Genomic DNA, 16,348 nt, shown 5'->3' on the forward strand with positions numbered 1-16,348 from the left:
GCGTCAGGTCACTGCACCTTGGTTTTCTTCAGGGTGCGCGACAGGACCGCCATGCAGTTGCGGTGCGTCCGCTGCCAGTCGTTCTCGCGGAAGACCACGAGCACGAAGCGGCTGGTTTGATCCAGGAGCTTCACCAGATCCAGCAGCGGCTTCACCGTGGCCGAGTTCATGTACTCGAGCCCGGTCAGGTCCACCGTGACGTCGGTGTCCTTGAGCTTCGCTGACCAGTCGTCGAGGAACGGATTGAGGAAGCTGGCGGGGCTGCGCATATCGCTGACGCCTGACCACGCGATGCGTGAACGATCGGCGTCTCTGGTGATTCGCACAGTCAGCCCGTCCTGCTCGAACGTCCACTCAGCCATAAACGCTCCTGGTGGCTGTCACGGTCACGACGTCGTCTGCGTACGTGGCGTCGAGCGTGAAGCCGCCTTCCACAGCTATCCTGTAGATCCCCAGGTTGGTGCTCTCGCTGGGGCCGGCGAGCAGCTCCTGGAGCTGTCCGATATAGAGGTCCGCCTTGTTCGGCGCGTCACGTAAGGACTGTATGCGATCGAGCAGTCGATCCACCGAGCTCTGATCGGTGCAGCCGTTGACCACGACGATGTCGATCCTCTCCTCGATCAGGCTGAGCGTGAAGAGAATGGCTCCCGCCGCGGGCACCTCCTCTCCGTACTTGATGGCGTTCTCCAGCAGCTCACAGGCCGTCATCGCAGCCGCGTCCACCAGGGCGCCGGGGTGCTGCGCAAGGACCTCCCGCACCGAGGCTCGGGCTGCGCGAATGTTGCTCCACACGGGGCGGATCGATGTGGTCAATAGCGGCTGCATCGCCTGCGCCTGTGTCCGTCGGTCCCGTCTGCTTGGCGATCGGAGTGCATCGTCTTCATCCGTGGTTGCAGCCCGAGGGAGAATGAACTTCAGGGCGGTCCGGGACAGCAAATGAAACCCAAAGCCGTTCGGACATGCCAACGCCGAACCGAGCGCCCAGCCCCGGGTTGATTCAATTTCCATCTTGGCTTCCCACAAATGGTGTGCCAGACGTGTCAAATTGGAGCAAGCGAGCGCACGGGCCCTGGCCGTCGCGAGCGCCCGCACCTCGCTTCAGATCTCGAAGCTGAAGCCGTCCTTCTCGAGCCGCTCGTACTTCCGGCGGTCGAACCGGTAGAGCCGCGCCGCGCGGTGCGCGACGTCTTGCTCGACCTCATCGAGCTCCACGAGCAGCCCGGTGCCAAGCGCCTTCTTTCGGAAATTGCGCTTGTCGAGCGGGCGCTCGAGGATCGCCTCGTAGAGCCGCTGGAGCTGCGACAGCGTGAACTTCGGCGGCAGGAGCTCGAACCCGATCGGCCGGTATCGGACCTTGCCCTTGAGCCGCTCCAGCGCGATCGCGAGGATCTCGTCGTGATCGAAGGCGAGCGCCGGGGTGTCGTCCACCGCGAACCACGCCGCCTCGCGCGCGTCGGTCGCGGCCTTGACCCGGTGATCACCGAGCTTCACCAGCGCGTAGTACGCCACCGAGACCACGCGCTCGCGCGGGTCCCGCCCGAGGGCGCCGAACGTGTAGAGCTGCTCCAGGAACACCCCCGAGAGCCCCGTCTCCTCCGAGAGCTCCCGCCGCGCGGCGTCGTCGAGCGCCTCGTCGACGCGCACGAACCCGCCCGGGAGCGCCCACCTGCCGCGGAACGGATCGAGCTCCCGCCGGATGAGGAGGACCTTGAGGTCCGCCTCATCGAGGCCGAACACGACACAATCCACCGTCAGCGCCGGCCGCGGGTGCTCGTAGGAGACGGACATTCAATCCTCCGTGTAATTTGTACACGAATCTTGGTGTCGATCGGACACCATGTCAACCAGCGCCGCGGAGCTCGGCTCCCGGGCGCGCGGAGCGGAGGCCCTCGCCGATCCGTCACCCGCCATCCGCCATCCGTGCCCCGCTCCCCACAGTCACAGCCACAGCCGAAGCGTCGTGCATCGGCAGATCGGCGCGACACGCGGCCTCGACAATGCGGTGCGATGTTGCCCGCATGACCGGCCAAGCAAAACATCATCGACGGACCGACAATCCCTCGACGGCCAGCGCGCGTGCGCGGTAGAAGGCGTCCATGAAGGGGGACGCGGAGTCGAACACGACGAGGGCGGATACGCGGGAGGAGCTCGAGGCGAAGCTCCGTGAGGCGCAGCTGCTCCTCCGCGCCATCCTCGACTACCTGCCGATCACCGTGTGCAAGTACGACCGCGAGGGCGTCTTCACGTTCCACGACGGCAAGGGGATGGAAGCCGCCGGCATGAAGCCTGGGCAGTTGCTCGGAACGAGCGTGTTCGAGCTCGTCGCGAACGATCCGGAGACCCTGGAAATCAACCGGCAGGCGCTCGCGGGGAAGAGCGCGTACAACAACTACGACGCGCACGGCACCGCGTGGGAAACATGGCACATCCCCGTGCGCGACAGCAGCGGGGAGCCCGACGGCATGATCACCCTCAGCCTGGACGGCTCCGCGGCGAAGCGGCGCGAGCGGGAGCTCCAGGCGAAGATCGAGCTCATCGAGACGCAGCAGGAGGTCATCCGCGATCTCTCGACGCCCATCATCGAGGTCTGGGACAAGGTGCTGACCCTCCCCATGGTGGGCGTGGTGGACAGCCTGAGGATCTCCGAGGCGATGGACAACCTGCTCTCGGCGATCGTGAGCAAGGACGCGCGGTACGCGATCCTCGATCTCACCGGCGTCGACGCGGTCGACACGCGGACGGCCGGGTACCTCATCGAGATGATCAAGGCCATCCGGCTCCTCGGCGCGGAGGGGATCATCACGGGGATCCGGGCGAACGTGGCGCAGACGATGATCGCGCTCGGACTCGACCTCTCCGGCGTCACGACCGTTGGCAACCTCCGCGCCGGACTCAAGCTCTGCATGCGGCGCATGGCCGCGGCGGGCGAGGGGGTCGAGCGCGCCGAGGCGACCAGCGCGCCGGCGAAATAGCGGCTTCCGTCAGGCGCGCGCGAGGCCCGGCGCGGGCGCGCTCCCGCACCCCCGCGCGAGGCGCGGCGGCTCAGCGATGGATCACGACGCGCGTGGACGGGTCGTCGCGCGTGGCCTGGACCGCGTACCACTCATCGGGCACGGCGGGCTCGGTCCAGTGGAAGAGCCATTTCGCGTCGACCGGCGAGAGGTTCACGCACCCGCCGCTCTGCCCTTCACCCCAGCGGTCGTGCCAGTAGGCCGCGTGAAGGAGGTACTTGCTGAAGAAGTGCTGGCTCCACGGCACCTCCGCCTCGATCCAGTCGTCCGCGTCGACGTGGGGCGTGATGAGGGTCTTCGTCACCCATTTGCGGCCGATGCTGTACTGGCCGAGCGGGGTCGTCGAAGGCGGCACCTCGGCCTTCTCCGGTTCCTCGGCCCCGTTGCGCCCGGCCGAGGTGAGGGTCGCGAACACGGGGCGGTCGTCCTCGTAGGCGATGAGCCAGCCGTCGAGGGCCGCGATCTCGATCCACGTGTTCCTGGGCCCGTCGGCCGGCGCCGAGGGCGGCTCGCCGCCGAGCCGGATCGGGCGGCCCCACGGGGTCCGCGCCCTCCGCGGCTGGACGACCACCGCGTCTCGCTCGAGCACCCAGTGCCCGTCGTCCCGGGTCTCGAGATACGTCAGCTCGCCGACCCGCTTCGATCGGCCCGTCAGCCCGACCCGGGCGAGGCGCTCCCACACGGCGTCCGTCTTCGCGGGCTGGCCTCCCTCCGTGAGGCGGTACTTCGGGCGCGCCTTGCGGCGAAAGAAGGCCATCGGCAGGCGCGCCTCGGCGCCGAGGTACACCCCCTCGAAGGTGCTGGGCTCGTACGGCTTGACCTTGTCCTTCGGTATGAACGTCAGATCCGACGCCCAGAGCCATGTTGTCCCGCCGGCCTGGACCTCCTCGGTCCAGGCGACCGACGAGCGCGGGCGGACCTGCATGTGCCGCAGATCGTGGATCCCCTCGGGCCACGCCGGCGCGTCGAAGCCGTCCACGCGGAGGAGGCGCTTGAGGCCGAGCGACTCGCCGTAGCGGTACGGGAGCGGCCGATCGGCGAGCGGGGTATGGGGGATCAGCGCCTGGCGCACGGGATCGGCGGTGTCCAGGGTGGCGCGCACGCCGTCGACGCACACGTAACCGCGCGGCTCCACGGCGTAGAACGCCGGGCAGCCGCCGGCGCCGCGGATGGGCTCGACGCTCTTCAGGCGGACCGAGCCGCCGATCGAGAGCATGCCGATCCACTGGGCTTTGGGCCGCGGCGCGGACCGGATCCACACCTCGCGGCCCTTCGAGTACACGCGCGCGGAGCGCAACCGCGCCGCCTCCACCTCCGGGACCGGCGCGGCCGGGGCCGAGGCGGCCAGCGCCTCCGGCGGCGGCTCCGGCGCGCTGGCGCGCGCAGAGGGCGCGCTGGAAGGCGAGGGCTCCGCGACCGCCACGCCCGCGCTCACGGCCGCGTCGGCGCGCGAGCCGGCGTCTTGCCGCGACGGCGTGCACCCGAGCCAGAGGGCGCCGAGGGCAACGAACCACGAGCGGCCAGACATAGGCACGAGACCCTAGCACGTCGAGCCCGCCCGGCGGAACGACGTGCCAGGCTGGACGAAGGCGCCTGCGCCGCGAGCGGAGAGGAGGTCGTCGCTCGTGCGGCGATCTGCGGCGATGGCGCCTGGCCGCCAGGATTTCGATCGCCGCGGGTGTCACGCTCGCCCCGCTCGCGCCTAGAGCCGAGGAAGGCCGGCGAGGACAGCTGGCCAGAGAAGACAAGGAGAGATCCCATGCGTCGTTGGCTCAAGGTGACCCTGATCGCGGCCGTCCTCGGAATCCCGGCGGTGGCCTATGCTGGGACGCAGCTCACGGGCGGCTGTCCGTGTTCGGATTGCCCGTGTCCGGACTGCCCCTGCGGCTGAGGACCCAGCGCCCTTGGAACCGCGCGCGCGATCGCTGCTCAACGCGTCGATGAGACGCCTCGCTGACGGCGATCGCGCGGCGTTCGAGCCTGTCTATGCCGCTCTATGGCCGGCGATCGGCGCGTTCTGCCGCCGCATGCTCGGGGGCGGAGCCGACGCGGAAGACGCGGCCCAGCAGGCGCTCCTCAAGGTGTTCGACCGCGCCAGCTCGTTCGATCCCGACGGCGACGCGCTGACCTGGGCGCTCTCCATTGCAACGTGGGAGTGCCGCACGACACGGCGGCGGCGGTCCCGGTCGAGGGAGGCGCCGGACGAGCAGGTCCCGTCGATCGCGGCCGACGTGCCCACGCCGGAGGAGGCGGCGATCGCCCGGGATCTGGACGACGCGGCGCGCGAGGTGCTCGGCACGCTGGCCGAGGCGGATCGCGAGACGCTGAGGGCGACCCTGCTGGAGGTCGATCGCGATCCGTCGGTGTCGGGCGCGGCGCTGCGCAAGCGCCGCGAGCGCGCATTTGCCCGCCTGCGGGAGGCGTGGAGGAGGATCTATGGAACGTGAGGCGCTTGCCGGCCTGGACCTGAAGGAGAGGGCCTATCGCGCGTACGAGCGGGGGAGGGCGAGGAGGGCCGCCTGGGCAGCGGCACCGACGATCGCCGTGGCGCTCGTGGCGGCGCTGATGAGCGACCGCCCGGTCACCACCGCGATCGTCGGCGCGGCGCTCTACGTCGCGGCGGCGCTGCTCTCGTGGCGCGGGCAGCAGCTCGGGCGAGGCGTGCTCCCGGGCGTCGCGGCGGGGCTCGTGCCCTTCGCAGCGGCGCACGCGGCGCGCATCTATGGTCACCTGTGCACGCCGGAAGGGTGTGTATCCATCTGCGTCCCTGCCTGCCTGGCGGGCGGGGTCGCCGCCGGCGCGCTGCTCTCGCGGGTGCTGCGCCGCTCGGACCGGCTCGGGGCGTCCTGGGCCTCGGCGTGCGGCGTCGCCGCCCTGACCGGCGCGCTCGGCTGCGCCTGCGTCGGCTTCGGCGGCGTGGTCGCCCTCGCGGCGGGGCTGCTTACCGGCACCGCGCCGCTCGCGCTCCGCCCTGCGCGCGGCGCGTAGAGCGACGGTCACCCGCTTCGGATACGGGCCCACCTCGACGTTTTCGGTGCTCAGCGCACCGGAGTGCGCCTGCGCGCCGAAAACGCCGATCTGGGCCCGTCTCCTGTGCGGGAGACCGCCGCTCTGCTCTGCATGGTGCAGAGGGGGGCGGAAACCGCTGTAGGCTCTCCGCATGCCGGAAGCCGCTCGCAAGCGCGTCGCGCTGGCCCTCGTCATCGTGGCGGTCGTCCCTGTCGGGCTGATGGCCCGGTTCCACGGCGGTCCGGTCTGGCTGCGCAACAGCGCCGGCGCGGTGCTCTACGAGGTCGTGTGGATCGCCGCGGCTCAGATGGTGTGGATCTACGCCCGCACGCACTTGCTGGCGCTCGCGGTCCTCGCCGCGACGTGCGCGATCGAGCTGCTCCAGCTGAGCCAGGCGCCGTGGCTGTGGGCCGCGCGCAGCACCACCCCGGGGCGGCTCCTGCTCGGCGCGAACGGCGGATTCGACCCGGCGGACTTCGCGCTGTATGGCCTCGGTTGCGTGCTGGGTTATGGGCTGTGCCGGCCGCTCCGGGCCTCCGTCTGATGCCTGCGCCGCGCCGAGCGCGTGCGCCGGTTGCCGCGCGCGCCGCGAGAGGCCAGGCTGGCGATCGCGAACTCCAGGAACCAGGAGGCGATGGCCATGTCCGAGGCTCACCACACCGGCGGCTGTTTGTGCGGCGCGATCCGCTACCGAGCGCGCGGCGCGCCGGTGAGCGTCAACATCTGCTACTGCAGCCAGTGCCGGCGCCAGTCCGGCGCGCCCATGCCGGCGTTCGCCACCTATGCCGACGAGCAGTTCGAGCTGCTCTCCGGCTCGCCTGCGACGTATCGGTCGTCGAGCTTCGCTGTCCGCCAGTTCTGCTCGACCTGCGGCTCGTCGCTCTTCTGGCGCCGCGACGGCACGCGGGAGCTCGACATCTTCCTCGGCACGATGGACCGGCCGGGCGACCTGCCGCCGCCCTCTTTCCAGCTCTGGACGGCGCACCGCGTGCCGTGGCTGCCCGCCATTCCGGGCGCCACCGAGCACCGCGCCGACAAGGCCACCCTCTAGGCGCTGCCGCGCCTGCCGGCGCGCGCGTGCTCGGTCACCAGCGCGATCGCCGTCGGCAGGCAGCCGCCTAGCCCGAGGCCGGCGAGGAGGCGGAAGAGCCCGAACACGAGCGCAGACGGCGCGAACGCGCACAGGAGCGTGAAGAGGGAGAACTCGAGGACGGCCAGGAGCAGCGCCTTGCGCCTGCCGATGACGTCGGTGACGGTGCCGATGATCATCGCGCCGATCGCCATTCCGACGAGACCGACCGTCGACGGCATCGCCGCGCCGTCCGGGTCGAGGTCCCACACCTTGAGCTGGAGCAGCTTCTAATCAGGGCCCTTCGTCGGCGTCGCCTCCGCCGGCGGCCTCCTTCGCTTCCTCCTCGGCGATCTTCGCTCGCACCTCCTCCATGTCGAGCGAGCGCACCTTCTCGATCACCTGATCGAGCGCCGACGCGGGCAGCGAGCCTGCCTCCGCGAACAGGAGGACCTTCTCGCGGAAGATGAAGAGCGTCGGGATCGACCGGATGTTGAAGGCCTGCGCCAGATCCTTCTGCTCGTCCGTGTTGATCTTTCCGAACACGATGTCCGCGTGCTTCTCGGAGGCTTTCTCGAAGACGGGCCCGAAGACCCGGCACGGGCCGCACCAGGGCGCCCACCAGTCGACGAGCACGATGCCGTTCGACTCGACCGTCTTCTCGAAATTCTCCGCGCTGAGCTCGATTGTACTCATCCGCGGAGCATACCCCCGAGGCACGCCCGTGTCGCCGAGCGAGCGGCCAGGCGCCGCCGGCGGCGCTCAGGGCGCGTTGCAGACCGTGATGGGCTCGATCGCCTCGACGAGGACTCGACGAGGCGCTGCTCGGCGCGCTCTGGCCCGATGTCAGCGGCGCGGGCGAACCGCTCCAGCGTGCTCCGCCATCGAGGGAGAGCCCCGCGTCCCGGCGCCGCGCGGGCGCCGTGCTACACCATCGCGAAGCTTACCGTCGAAGGAGAGCGCGCCATGACGAACGTGTCAGTTCAATCCCTCGCCGATGCCATGGATCTTGGGTCGTTGCTGCAGGAGATCCGGGATCGACATGGCGAGTTCGATCTCCTCGCCCACTGGAAGCAGGGCGAGTTCCACCATGACGTGGTCCTCCGGGTGCACCGCTTCGCGCCGCTGCCCGCGCCGGTGCTCGTCGTGAGCACCAACTGCAACGGCGGCGTGAAGGAGGTGCTCTGCCTCGGCGACGTCCCGGAGCGCTATGCGCTCTGGCATCATCGCTGCCCCGGGGTGCCGGAGTTCTCTGGCGAGCTGCCGCCCATCGCCGCGCAGGCGCGGACGTCGCACTACTTCGACCCGTGCGAGCTGCTCGCGGCCGACGCCCGCAGCGAGCTGCGCCCCGAGTTCCGCGAGCGCGACGTGGGCGGCGGATGGCGCCAGCGGTGCGGGCAGCCCGACCCGGCGGTCGACGCCTCCGGCGAGCAGGGAGGCGCGTGCGGCTCGGCGCCAGGGGAGATGTGTCCGTGATGTGCCTGTGATCTCCGCCGCGCCTCTCCGGCGGGGGAGCTCGCTCAGCGGCGCCTTTCGCCCATCGCGCCTCGCCCCGTGGCGCGCGCCGCGCAGAAGGCCGCGTCCAGCCGCCAGGCCGCGCGCGACGCCTCGCCCGCCGTGGCGCCGCGCGCGCCCGCGGCCGCGGCGATCGCCTTCCTGAAGTGCGTGCCGGCCCTGCGGCGCTCGATCGCGACGAGCGCCAGACAGAGCGCGACGAGCAGCACGTCGCGGGCGCTGGGCTCCGGCAGCGTCCACGCGAGCCAGCCGGTGGCGATCGCGAGCATTGCGGTACAGAGCTCCCAGGACGCGGCGCGCTCGGTGCCCTCCGACTCCGCCGTGGCGGCCAGCGCGCGCGTCACGCTGGGTGGCGGCTCGAGCTCCCCTCCGGAGAGCTCCGGCGCCCCTGCGCCGGGATCAACGGTCGCGCCGGCGCTCGCCGCGGGGCGCGCCAGGGACGCTGCGACTGCGTTCGTTGCCGCACCGGGATGGATTGAGCTCATACAAACACCCTCCTCGCCTTGCCGTCCGGCCCTGCACGATCCCCAGGCTCGCACGCCGCGCGCCAACATGAAAAGAGCGACCTGACGTGCTCGGCGAGGCTGGAGCACGCATCACGTGCGCATCTGTTGTGCAGGACACGCAATCGGTGCATCTGTTGTGCAGGACACGCAATCAGCTCGTGCCGCTCGAGGCTCGCTCGGACCGGGGCATAGGGGGGCTTGTCGCTCTATCTCGCACCTTCGCCGGTCTGGCGCGAGGCGCGGGCTTTCCTGGCGGGGAGGGCGGGGAGGAGGAATGCGGCGGCTTCCCTCAGGGCAGGGAGATCGGGAGTGCTGCCGCCGCCGCTCGTGCGTCGCCGGGCTTCGACGGCGCGGCTGAGGGCTCCGGCGTGGAGGCCTGCGCGATCTCGCCGGATTGCAGGAGGCGCGCGCGCACGAGGTCGCGGCTGACGCCGAGCCGCGCCGCCGTCAGCCCGAGGTTGCGGTCGCAGCGGCGGTAGGCGGTGCGGATCACGATCTCCTCGACCCGCTCATGCACGTTCGGGATGTTGCCGTCGAAGAGGGCGGCGATGGTGTTCTCGAGCGTGGCCATCAGCCCGTCGATGCTGCTCCGCGGCTCGAGCGCGGCCGCCTTCGGCCTTAGGCTCGTGAACCGCAGATCCTTCCCCGTCACGCGGCCTGCGCGGCAGACGAGGAGCGCCTGGTGAATGACGTTCTCGAGCTCGCGGATGTTGCCCGGCCACGTGTGCGCGAGCAGGCGATCCACCGCGGACGACGCGAGCACGCACGGCGTGGGCCCCAGGCGGCGCCCGTACGTGCCCAGGAAATAGCGCGCGAGCGGCAGGATGTCGCCTGGCCGCTCGCGCAGGGCGGGGACCGCGATCGCCGCGCCGCTCAGCCTGGAGAGCAGATCCTCACGGAACCCGCCGACGGCGACCACGTCCTTCAGCGGGACGTTCGTTGCCGCGATGATGCGCACGTCGACAGGCACCGGGGCCCGTGAGCCGAGCCGGACCACCTCGCGGTCCTCCAGCGCGCGCAGCAGCTTGACCTGCACGCCGAGCGGGAGATCCCCGATCTCGTCGAGGTAGAGCGTGCCGCCCTCGGCGGCCTCGAGCAGGCCGTGCTTCATGGTGAGCGCCTTCGGGGACGCCCCCTGCTCGTGGCCGAAGAGCTCGCTCTCCGCGAGCGCGGGCGACAGCGCCGCGCAGCTCACGGCGAGGAAGGGCCGGCCGCGGCGCGCGCTGAGCTCGTGCACGTGCCGCGCGATGATCTCCTTGCCGGTGCCGATCTCGCCGGTGATGAGCGCGGCCGCGTCGCCCGCTGCGACCTGCCTCGCGCGGTGGAGCAGCTCTTGCGATCTGGGGTCCTCGAAGAGGACCGCCTTGGCGCGCTCTGTCGGTGCCGTCGTCGATTCGGGGGTGGGGAGCGTGAGCAAGCGCATGGGTGTACCGGCTCTCAGGCAGCCACCTCGCGCGCCGGCAGCGGGAGGCCTTCCCGGATCACGCTGTCGATGAAGGGCTTCACGATCTCTTCCAGCTTGCTCCCGAGCTCATCATCGATGTCGAGCAGCCCGTCCTCCCCGAGCCGCAGCGCCTTGTCGAGGAGGAACAGCCCCGCGACGACGTGCCGCGCCCCGAGCGACTGGAGCACCGGACGGAGCCCGTAATCGATGGCCAGCACGTGCGCGAGCGTCCCGCCCGTCGCGAGGGGGAGCACCGCCTTCCCCGCGAGCCCGAACTGCGGCAAGAGGTCGAGGAACGCCTTGAGCACCCCCGTGTACGAGGCCTTGTAAATGGGTGTCGCGATGACGACCCCGGCCGCCTCCGCGACGACCCGCGCCGCGTCTGCCAGGGCGGGGGAGTCGACCCGTCCGAGCAGGAGATCCTCGGCCGGGAGCTCGCGGACGTGGATGGTGGTGACGCGAAACCCCTCGCGCACGAGCCGCGCCGCGATGCGGGCCGCGAGCGCCGAGGTCTTCGAGCGCGCAGAGACACTTCCGGTGATGATGGCAATGCCTGACATGAGCGCAGCATACCAAGGCCCGAGAACGGTGTCTACTATAACGGATGAATTATCCGTCCCGACGGATTATGCTGCCGGAGGTCGGCGCCGGGGGAGGGGTCGTGTGTGGGCGCGCGTGGGAGGACCGGTATCCGAGCGCAAGAGAAGAAGAGGGCGCCGGTGGGGTGCCGGCGCCCTCTTCATGAGCGAACGCTCGCTCTCACGCTCACGAGCGCTCGCTCGCGGTCAGTTCGCGAACCGCACGTTGTCGAGGTAGTACGGACCGGAGTTGCTGGTCACGTTGAGGTTGAACTGCAGCTTCACGTCGCTGGCCCCTGCGTTCAGCGCGTTCTTGGTGGCCGTCGGCAGCTGGGCGAACTGGATCGTCACGAACTGGCCCCGGGTGAGCGGGGTGAGCGCGACGTTGCCGGCCCACTGGTTGTGGATGCCGGCCGAAGGGATCGAGATCAGCACTTCGATGTTCCCGACCCAGCTCGGGTTCGGCTGGACGGGAGACACGAAGAGATCGAGCGTGATCTTGTTGCCCACCGGCGCGAGGCTCGCCGAGTTGAAGTTCGGGCTGACGATCGCGTTGAACGAGGAGGGCGTCTTCACCTGGAGCGACGAGATGCCCTCCACCACCCGGCCCGTGTGGACCGACAGCTGGGCCTGCGCCGACGTCCACGCGCCCGGCTTCTCGAACCCGAGGATCGGGTTGTTGAGGAGGAACTCCGTCATCACGTTCTTCCGGAACGGGATGAACACGCCCGTGAGGGCCTCCGAGATCTTGAAGCGCTGCCCGCCCGGCTCGTCCGGATCGGTCTCCAGCTGCTCGGAGGTCTGCGTGAACGGCCTCAGCTTCGCCAGCGTCTTGGTCGTGCCCATATCGAGCTCGACGCTCGGGGAGCCCGTGGCGTCGCCGATCGGCTCATGGCACCCGCTGCACGACAGGGAGAACGCGCGCCCCACGACCTGATCCGGGGTGAGCGCGCTGCCCATCGCGGTGAGCTTGCTCTGGATGCTGGTCCTGAGCGCCGAGGGCCCGGCGCCGAACGTCGCGAAGTAGTTGTTCTGGAGGCCGATCATCTGGCTCTCTCCGGCGTTCATCGTCGTCGGATAGCTCGGCTCCAGGGCGAAGCGGTTGATGTCGTCGGCCGCGGCGAGCCGCTCCACCAGGCCCGGGAACGACGTGCTCCTGAAGGCGACGGCGCGCGCGTCGGTCGAGGCGGGATCGAAGAGCGGCGCGGCCGGGTTGTCCTTCACGAACGATGGAGTCACGACCAGCGTAGCGCTGCTCCCCGAGCCGCTGTGAAGGAGCCGGAACTCCCGGAGGTTCCACGTCGTGAAGGGCTCGGGCTGAGCGCCGTCGACCTCGGGGGCGAAGAGGAACTCGTTGGTCCGGATCTGGCCGCCGTACGGCCCCGCGTTCTGGCCGTAGTGATCGATGTGGAAGACGGGCTCGAACCCCCCGGGCAGGCCATCGAAATAGAAGGCGAGCAGCTCGTCCCTGCGGGTCTCCAGGCTCTTCGCCGGATCCGACAGGTGATACCAGAAGTTGACGACCGGGCGGCACCCTTCCCGGCCAAGGCTCGGGGTCGGGTTGGGCAGCCGGCCCTCGAAGATGATGAAGTTGCGCATCTGGAACGCCCCCTCCGGGATGCCCGAGCGCCTGGCGAAGACGACGCGGTACTCACCGCAGTTGGCGCCGTCCGGCGGGGCGAGGTCGAAGCGGTTCGACAGGGTCGTGGCGACGTAGGCGTTCGAGGCTTCCTCGTTGGCGAAAGGATCCCTGTCGGCCTCCAACCCCACGACGCGGGGGCAGTCGATCGGCCACCCGTTGATGGACCCGGCCGAGCCGGGGATCACCGTGTCATCGCAGTGCGGGCCGAGGCCGATCCCGTCTGCGGCCTTCCGGTTCGTGTCCATGAACTGCCGGAAGAGCTGGAGGGGCGTCAGGCTGACGCCCGCCTGATCGATGAGCTGCTGGAGCACGTCCTGCAGCTTGAAGGCACCGAGGATGTCGGTGTTCGTGACGACGAGCGAACTCCGCTCCTTGATGGGGAAAGTCAGCGAGAGCGCCTGGCCGGCCTCCGCGATCTCGCCCTCGGCGAGATCGGCCGGAGCGCCGTCCGTGGGCCCGAGATCCGCGCAAGAAATCGGCAGAATCGCGAGCGCGGCCAGCGCGACGCGCCGCGCCCCCTGCCACGCGCCGGGGGAGGCAGAATCAGAATGAGAATGAGAGCGCACCGGACTGCTCGAACTCGACAGCTTCGACGACATGAAACCTCCTGAAATGACCACGACGAACGGCGGAGCCGCGCGCGAGCACGAGGACGTGCTCGCGGAGGGAAGGAGCGACCCGAGGAGGACGGCCGTGGGCGAGCGCGCGTGTCGGTCCCCAAAGGGACGACGTTCGGCGCGCGCCGCATGGGCGACGTGCCTCGCCGAGACCAGCGCTGCCACGGCAGCCTTGGCCTCATCGAGCCGCTGAATCCACCGTTCTTCGATGAAACGCCAGGGCGCCGCCGCCTCTCGGCGCGGCCGCCCGTGAACGCGGGGCGTATGTTAATACTGTTTAGGTACCGGGCAAGCGATATGAGTGCTTGTGTTTGCTGTCGCGTTAATTTTTCGCGGTCCGTGCGAGCGTCGATTTCGTGTTCGTTTCTCGTGGTCCGTGCGAGCGTTGATGTCGTCACCGCAGGCGACGCGATCCCGCTCGTGTGCTCGAACGTGGTATGGAGTTCGCTGGTGGAGCCGTGGTCGCGGAAGCAATCACTGAGCCGCGCCGGCGATCCGGCGCAGCGGCTCGGCGAAGGAGCTCGATGGATACCGCGCGAGGAACGCCGCCGCGCGCGCCCGCGCCTCGTCGGCGCGCCCGAGGCGCACCAGCGCGCGGATCGCGATGAACTCCCGCTCTTCCGCCAGCCGCCCTTTCGGGAACTCGGCCTGGTGCCTCTCCAGCGCGGCGAGGGCGGCCTCCGGATCCTGCGCGAGCGCCGCTCTGGACGCGTCGACGAGGTTGGACTCCCGGACCAGGTCGTCGCCGTCCGCCGCGGCGGTCGGCTCCGGCGCTGGCGCGGCCGGCCGGGGGCTCCGCGGCGCCTCGCGGCGGAGGGCGGGTGGGGTCGGGTGCGGCGCCTCGGCCACCGGCGCTCCGGCGGCCGGCGACCCGGCCGGCACGCGGCCTCCCGCGCGGGAGAGCAGCCGCTCCAGCGGCAGATCGGTGAGCACTGGAGGCGGCGCCATCGGCGCGGCGGCGTTCGGGGCCTCGCCCAGGCCAGCGTAGAGCCCTGCCCCGCCGGCCCCGATGCCCGCCGCGAGGAAGATCCCCTTGATCCACGCTGGCATCGTCGCGCCAGCGCCGGCGGCCGCGCCTGCGGCCGCCTCGAGCGGTGCCACCCGGGCCGCGGTGCGCGCGAGCTCGGCGGAGGTCATCGGTCGGATCGGCGCGGCGGCGCGGAGCAGCTCGCGTGCGCCCGGCGGGGCGCCTCCTCCTTCCTGGTTCCATCGCTTCGGATCGCTCATCTGGCCCCCCTGCGCGCGCGCTCGGCCTCGGACTTCTTCAGGAGCGTCGCGAACTCCTTCCGCGCCGCGTGGAGCCGCGAGTAGACGGTCCCGATGGGGACGCCGACCAGGCGCGCGATCTCGTCGCACGGCATCTCTTCGATCTCGAACATGACGAACACGGCCCTTCGATCGAGATCCATGGCCTCGAGGATGCCCTCGAGCTGCAGCCGCGCCTCGCGGCTGGAGGTGATCTCTTCCGGGCCGCGCGCGGAGTCCGGCACGTCGTCCACCACCTCGCCAAGCCGCTCGCGGCGCGTGCGGGCGCGGCGGCGGTGGGACGCGGCGACGCGGCGGCAGATGGCGAAGAGCCAGGTCGTGATCGGGCAGGCCCAGTCGAAGGAGGGGAGCCGCTGCTGGACGACGACGAAGACGTCCTGGAAGGCGTCCTCCAGGTCAGGGTGCTGGATGCCGAACCGCTGGAGGGTCGCCCAGACGAAGTCGCCGTGCTCGGCGTGCAGGGCGACGAGGCTCCGTGGCGGCTGCTTGGCGTCGCGCAGGACGTCGGCTCGTAAGCATTGCTCCACGGAGAACTGAATGCCGGCAGCCCGGGGATCCTTCATCAAAAAGTGAGGCCGACACCCCCGAACGCCGCGGCGGCGAGCGCGGCCTGCTCCAGGCCCGTCGGCTTCCCGCCCTCGAGCTGGAAATCGTACCGTGTCACTGGAACGAAGAGGTCGATGCCGGTCTCGAGCCGCAGCGGCCCGATGACACGGACGCCGAGCCGCGTGCCGGCCCCGAGGCTGAGCCACGCGCGCGAGCCGACGTCGGTCGGCAGGATCGTCGGGGGGACGTCGTCGTCCCCGTAGATGACGGCGTAGATGGCGCCCGCCACGGCCCGGCCGCAGAGCCCGAAGGCGACCGAGCGGCTTCGGACCATCTCCAGGCACGCGCCGAGCCAGCCCGCCGTGAGCCCGAAGGCGAACGTCCGCTGGGTCGCGTGCTGCTCCGGGAGCCACAGCGCGCCCGTCTCGAGCGTCCACCGCGGCAGGATCGACCACTCGCCCGACAAGGCGACGCCGAATCCGGGCGAGGGGACGATGCCCATGGAAGCGAACCCGCGCCAGGCGACCGAGAGCCGGGGCGGCGGCGGGCCCTCGGCCGGGGGCGGCGTGATCTTGGGCTCCGCCGGCCAGGGAAACGGCGGCTCGGGCGCCCGCTCCGCCGCAGGACGGCGCGCAGGCGGCGGTGGGGGACGCGGCGCCTCGGGGGCTCGCGGGGGGCGCGGCGCCTCGGCGGTCGGGGGGGCGAGGCCGGCCTCGGGATCGGTCGCGAGCAGGATGTGCACCGCTGCAGCGGCCACGATCCCGTCGCAGCTTTGCCGGTGGTCGGAGAGCTCCCGGACCGTCGGCGGGGCGCCGTCGCACAGCTCGGTCCGGATCGTGGCCGACCAGGCCCCGGGCTGCCCCTGCACCACGGCCTCGATCGAGGCGGCCTTGCCCGTCGTGACGAGCTCTCGCCCGAGCCGCCGCGAGATCTCGGCGCGGAACTGGGACGCCGACGGGCACCGCCCCTCGGCGCCCGCGAGGCGCACCCACGACACGTCCGCGGCCGCGCGATCGCACTCGGCCCGCGCGCGCGGCACGCCGGTGAGCGTGAGCGCTGCGCAGGTACCCAGCGCCGAGACGAGCGCACGTAGGGCCGGCGCGCTCACCGTTCGCTCTCTCCCTCGCGCCCGATCGATCCCGCTG

General features: G+C 70.9%; 19 protein-coding genes and 1 pseudogene. 7 read left to right on the plus strand and 13 right to left on the minus strand.

Translation table 11 applies throughout. From position 1 onward, the window contains the following. Positions 1-8: 8 nt before the first annotated feature. The 3 genes from WME79_RS13330 to WME79_RS13340 all read right to left on the minus strand — a co-directional run bounded on the left by WME79_RS13330 (position 9) and on the right by WME79_RS13340 (position 1,788). Entirely contained in the window at positions 9-362 is a 354-nt protein-coding gene (locus WME79_RS13330) for a hypothetical protein (protein ID WP_437535205.1), read from the minus strand. Next, complete coding sequence (locus WME79_RS13335) at positions 355-1,008, minus strand: hypothetical protein (RefSeq protein ID WP_437535206.1); 654 nt, start codon at positions 1,006-1,008, stop codon at positions 355-357. The genes WME79_RS13330 and WME79_RS13335 overlap by 8 nt, the downstream gene beginning before the upstream one ends. Before the next feature lie 90 nt (positions 1,009-1,098). Beyond that, complete coding sequence (locus tag WME79_RS13340; protein ID WP_437535207.1) at positions 1,099-1,788, minus strand: NUDIX hydrolase; 690 nt, start codon at positions 1,786-1,788, stop codon at positions 1,099-1,101. A 308-nt stretch (positions 1,789-2,096) separates the two neighbouring features. Between WME79_RS13340 and WME79_RS13345 the strand changes: the two genes are divergently transcribed. Then, positions 2,097-2,972, plus strand: a complete 876-nt coding sequence (locus tag WME79_RS13345; RefSeq protein WP_437535208.1) for an STAS domain-containing protein — start codon at positions 2,097-2,099, stop codon at positions 2,970-2,972. Between the two features lie 70 nt (positions 2,973-3,042). On the opposite strand, the gene WME79_RS13350 is transcribed toward WME79_RS13345, so the two are convergent. After that, positions 3,043-4,539: a L,D-transpeptidase gene (locus WME79_RS13350; RefSeq protein WP_437535209.1), complete on the minus strand. Its 1,497-nt coding sequence runs from the start codon at positions 4,537-4,539 to the stop codon at positions 3,043-3,045. 231 nt (positions 4,540-4,770) lie between these two features. On the opposite strand from WME79_RS13350, the gene WME79_RS13355 reads away from it, so the two are divergent. From WME79_RS13355 to WME79_RS13375, 5 genes are all read left to right on the plus strand, one after another. Continuing rightward, positions 4,771-4,902, plus strand: coding sequence for a hypothetical protein (locus WME79_RS13355; RefSeq protein ID WP_437535210.1), 132 nt, complete (start codon positions 4,771-4,773; stop codon positions 4,900-4,902). Positions 4,903-4,951: 49 nt separating this feature from the next. Then, on the plus strand, positions 4,952-5,458 hold the full coding sequence (locus WME79_RS13360) for an RNA polymerase sigma factor (RefSeq protein WP_437535211.1): 507 nt from the start codon (positions 4,952-4,954) through the stop codon (positions 5,456-5,458). After that, positions 5,448-5,999, plus strand: coding sequence for a hypothetical protein (locus WME79_RS13365; RefSeq protein WP_437535212.1), 552 nt, complete (start codon positions 5,448-5,450; stop codon positions 5,997-5,999). Before WME79_RS13360 ends, WME79_RS13365 begins: the two co-directional genes overlap by 11 nt. A gap of 172 nt (positions 6,000-6,171) precedes the next feature. After that, on the plus strand, positions 6,172-6,564 hold the full coding sequence (locus tag WME79_RS13370; RefSeq protein WP_437535213.1) for a DUF2809 domain-containing protein: 393 nt from the start codon (positions 6,172-6,174) through the stop codon (positions 6,562-6,564). 96 nt (positions 6,565-6,660) lie between these two features. Then, complete coding sequence (locus tag WME79_RS13375) at positions 6,661-7,071, plus strand: GFA family protein (protein WP_437535214.1); 411 nt, start codon at positions 6,661-6,663, stop codon at positions 7,069-7,071. Here WME79_RS13375 and WME79_RS13380 read toward each other — a convergent pair. After that, positions 7,071-7,376: pseudogene (locus WME79_RS13380) on the minus strand (MFS transporter); the annotation flags it as partial. The gene WME79_RS13375 and the pseudogene WME79_RS13380 overlap by 1 nt on opposite strands. Positions 7,377-7,383: 7 nt before the next feature. Next, entirely contained in the window at positions 7,384-7,785 is a 402-nt protein-coding gene (trxA, locus tag WME79_RS13385; RefSeq protein ID WP_437535215.1) for a thioredoxin, read from the minus strand. A gap of 270 nt (positions 7,786-8,055) precedes the next feature. Here trxA and WME79_RS13390 point away from each other — a divergent pair, with 270 nt between their 5' ends. After that, positions 8,056-8,565 carry a hypothetical protein gene (locus tag WME79_RS13390; protein WP_437535216.1) on the plus strand — a complete coding sequence of 170 codons (510 nt, stop codon included), beginning with the start codon at positions 8,056-8,058 and terminating at the stop codon, positions 8,563-8,565. Between the two features lie 44 nt (positions 8,566-8,609). On the opposite strand, the gene WME79_RS13395 is transcribed toward WME79_RS13390, so the two are convergent. From WME79_RS13395 to WME79_RS13425, 7 genes are all read right to left on the minus strand, one after another. Continuing rightward, complete coding sequence (locus WME79_RS13395) at positions 8,610-9,089, minus strand: hypothetical protein (RefSeq protein ID WP_437535217.1); 480 nt, start codon at positions 9,087-9,089, stop codon at positions 8,610-8,612. 310 nt (positions 9,090-9,399) lie between these two features. After that, entirely contained in the window at positions 9,400-10,533 is a 1,134-nt protein-coding gene (locus WME79_RS13400) for a sigma 54-interacting transcriptional regulator (RefSeq protein ID WP_437535218.1), read from the minus strand. 14 nt (positions 10,534-10,547) lie between these two features. Further along, positions 10,548-11,114 (minus strand): NADPH-dependent FMN reductase, encoded by a 567-nt coding sequence (gene ssuE, locus WME79_RS13405; RefSeq protein ID WP_437535219.1) that lies wholly within the window; start codon positions 11,112-11,114, stop codon positions 10,548-10,550. 225 nt (positions 11,115-11,339) lie between these two features. Next, complete coding sequence (locus WME79_RS13410) at positions 11,340-13,373, minus strand: hypothetical protein (protein WP_437535220.1); 2,034 nt, start codon at positions 13,371-13,373, stop codon at positions 11,340-11,342. 492 nt (positions 13,374-13,865) lie between these two features. Then, positions 13,866-14,618 (minus strand): hypothetical protein, encoded by a 753-nt coding sequence (locus WME79_RS13415; RefSeq protein ID WP_437535221.1) that lies wholly within the window; start codon positions 14,616-14,618, stop codon positions 13,866-13,868. Further along, entirely contained in the window at positions 14,615-15,220 is a 606-nt protein-coding gene (locus tag WME79_RS13420; RefSeq protein WP_437535222.1) for an RNA polymerase sigma factor, read from the minus strand. The genes WME79_RS13415 and WME79_RS13420 overlap by 4 nt, the downstream gene beginning before the upstream one ends. Then, the gene (locus tag WME79_RS13425) at positions 15,220-16,311 is read right to left on the minus strand and encodes a hypothetical protein (RefSeq protein WP_437535223.1); all 1,092 of its coding nucleotides are present in this window, start codon (positions 16,309-16,311) and stop codon (positions 15,220-15,222) included. Before WME79_RS13425 ends, WME79_RS13420 begins: the two co-directional genes overlap by 1 nt. Positions 16,312-16,348: the final 37 nt, after the last annotated feature.

Source organism: Sorangium sp. So ce726 (assembly GCF_051521405.1).
GTDB lineage: Bacteria > Myxococcota_A > Polyangia > Polyangiales > Polyangiaceae > Sorangium.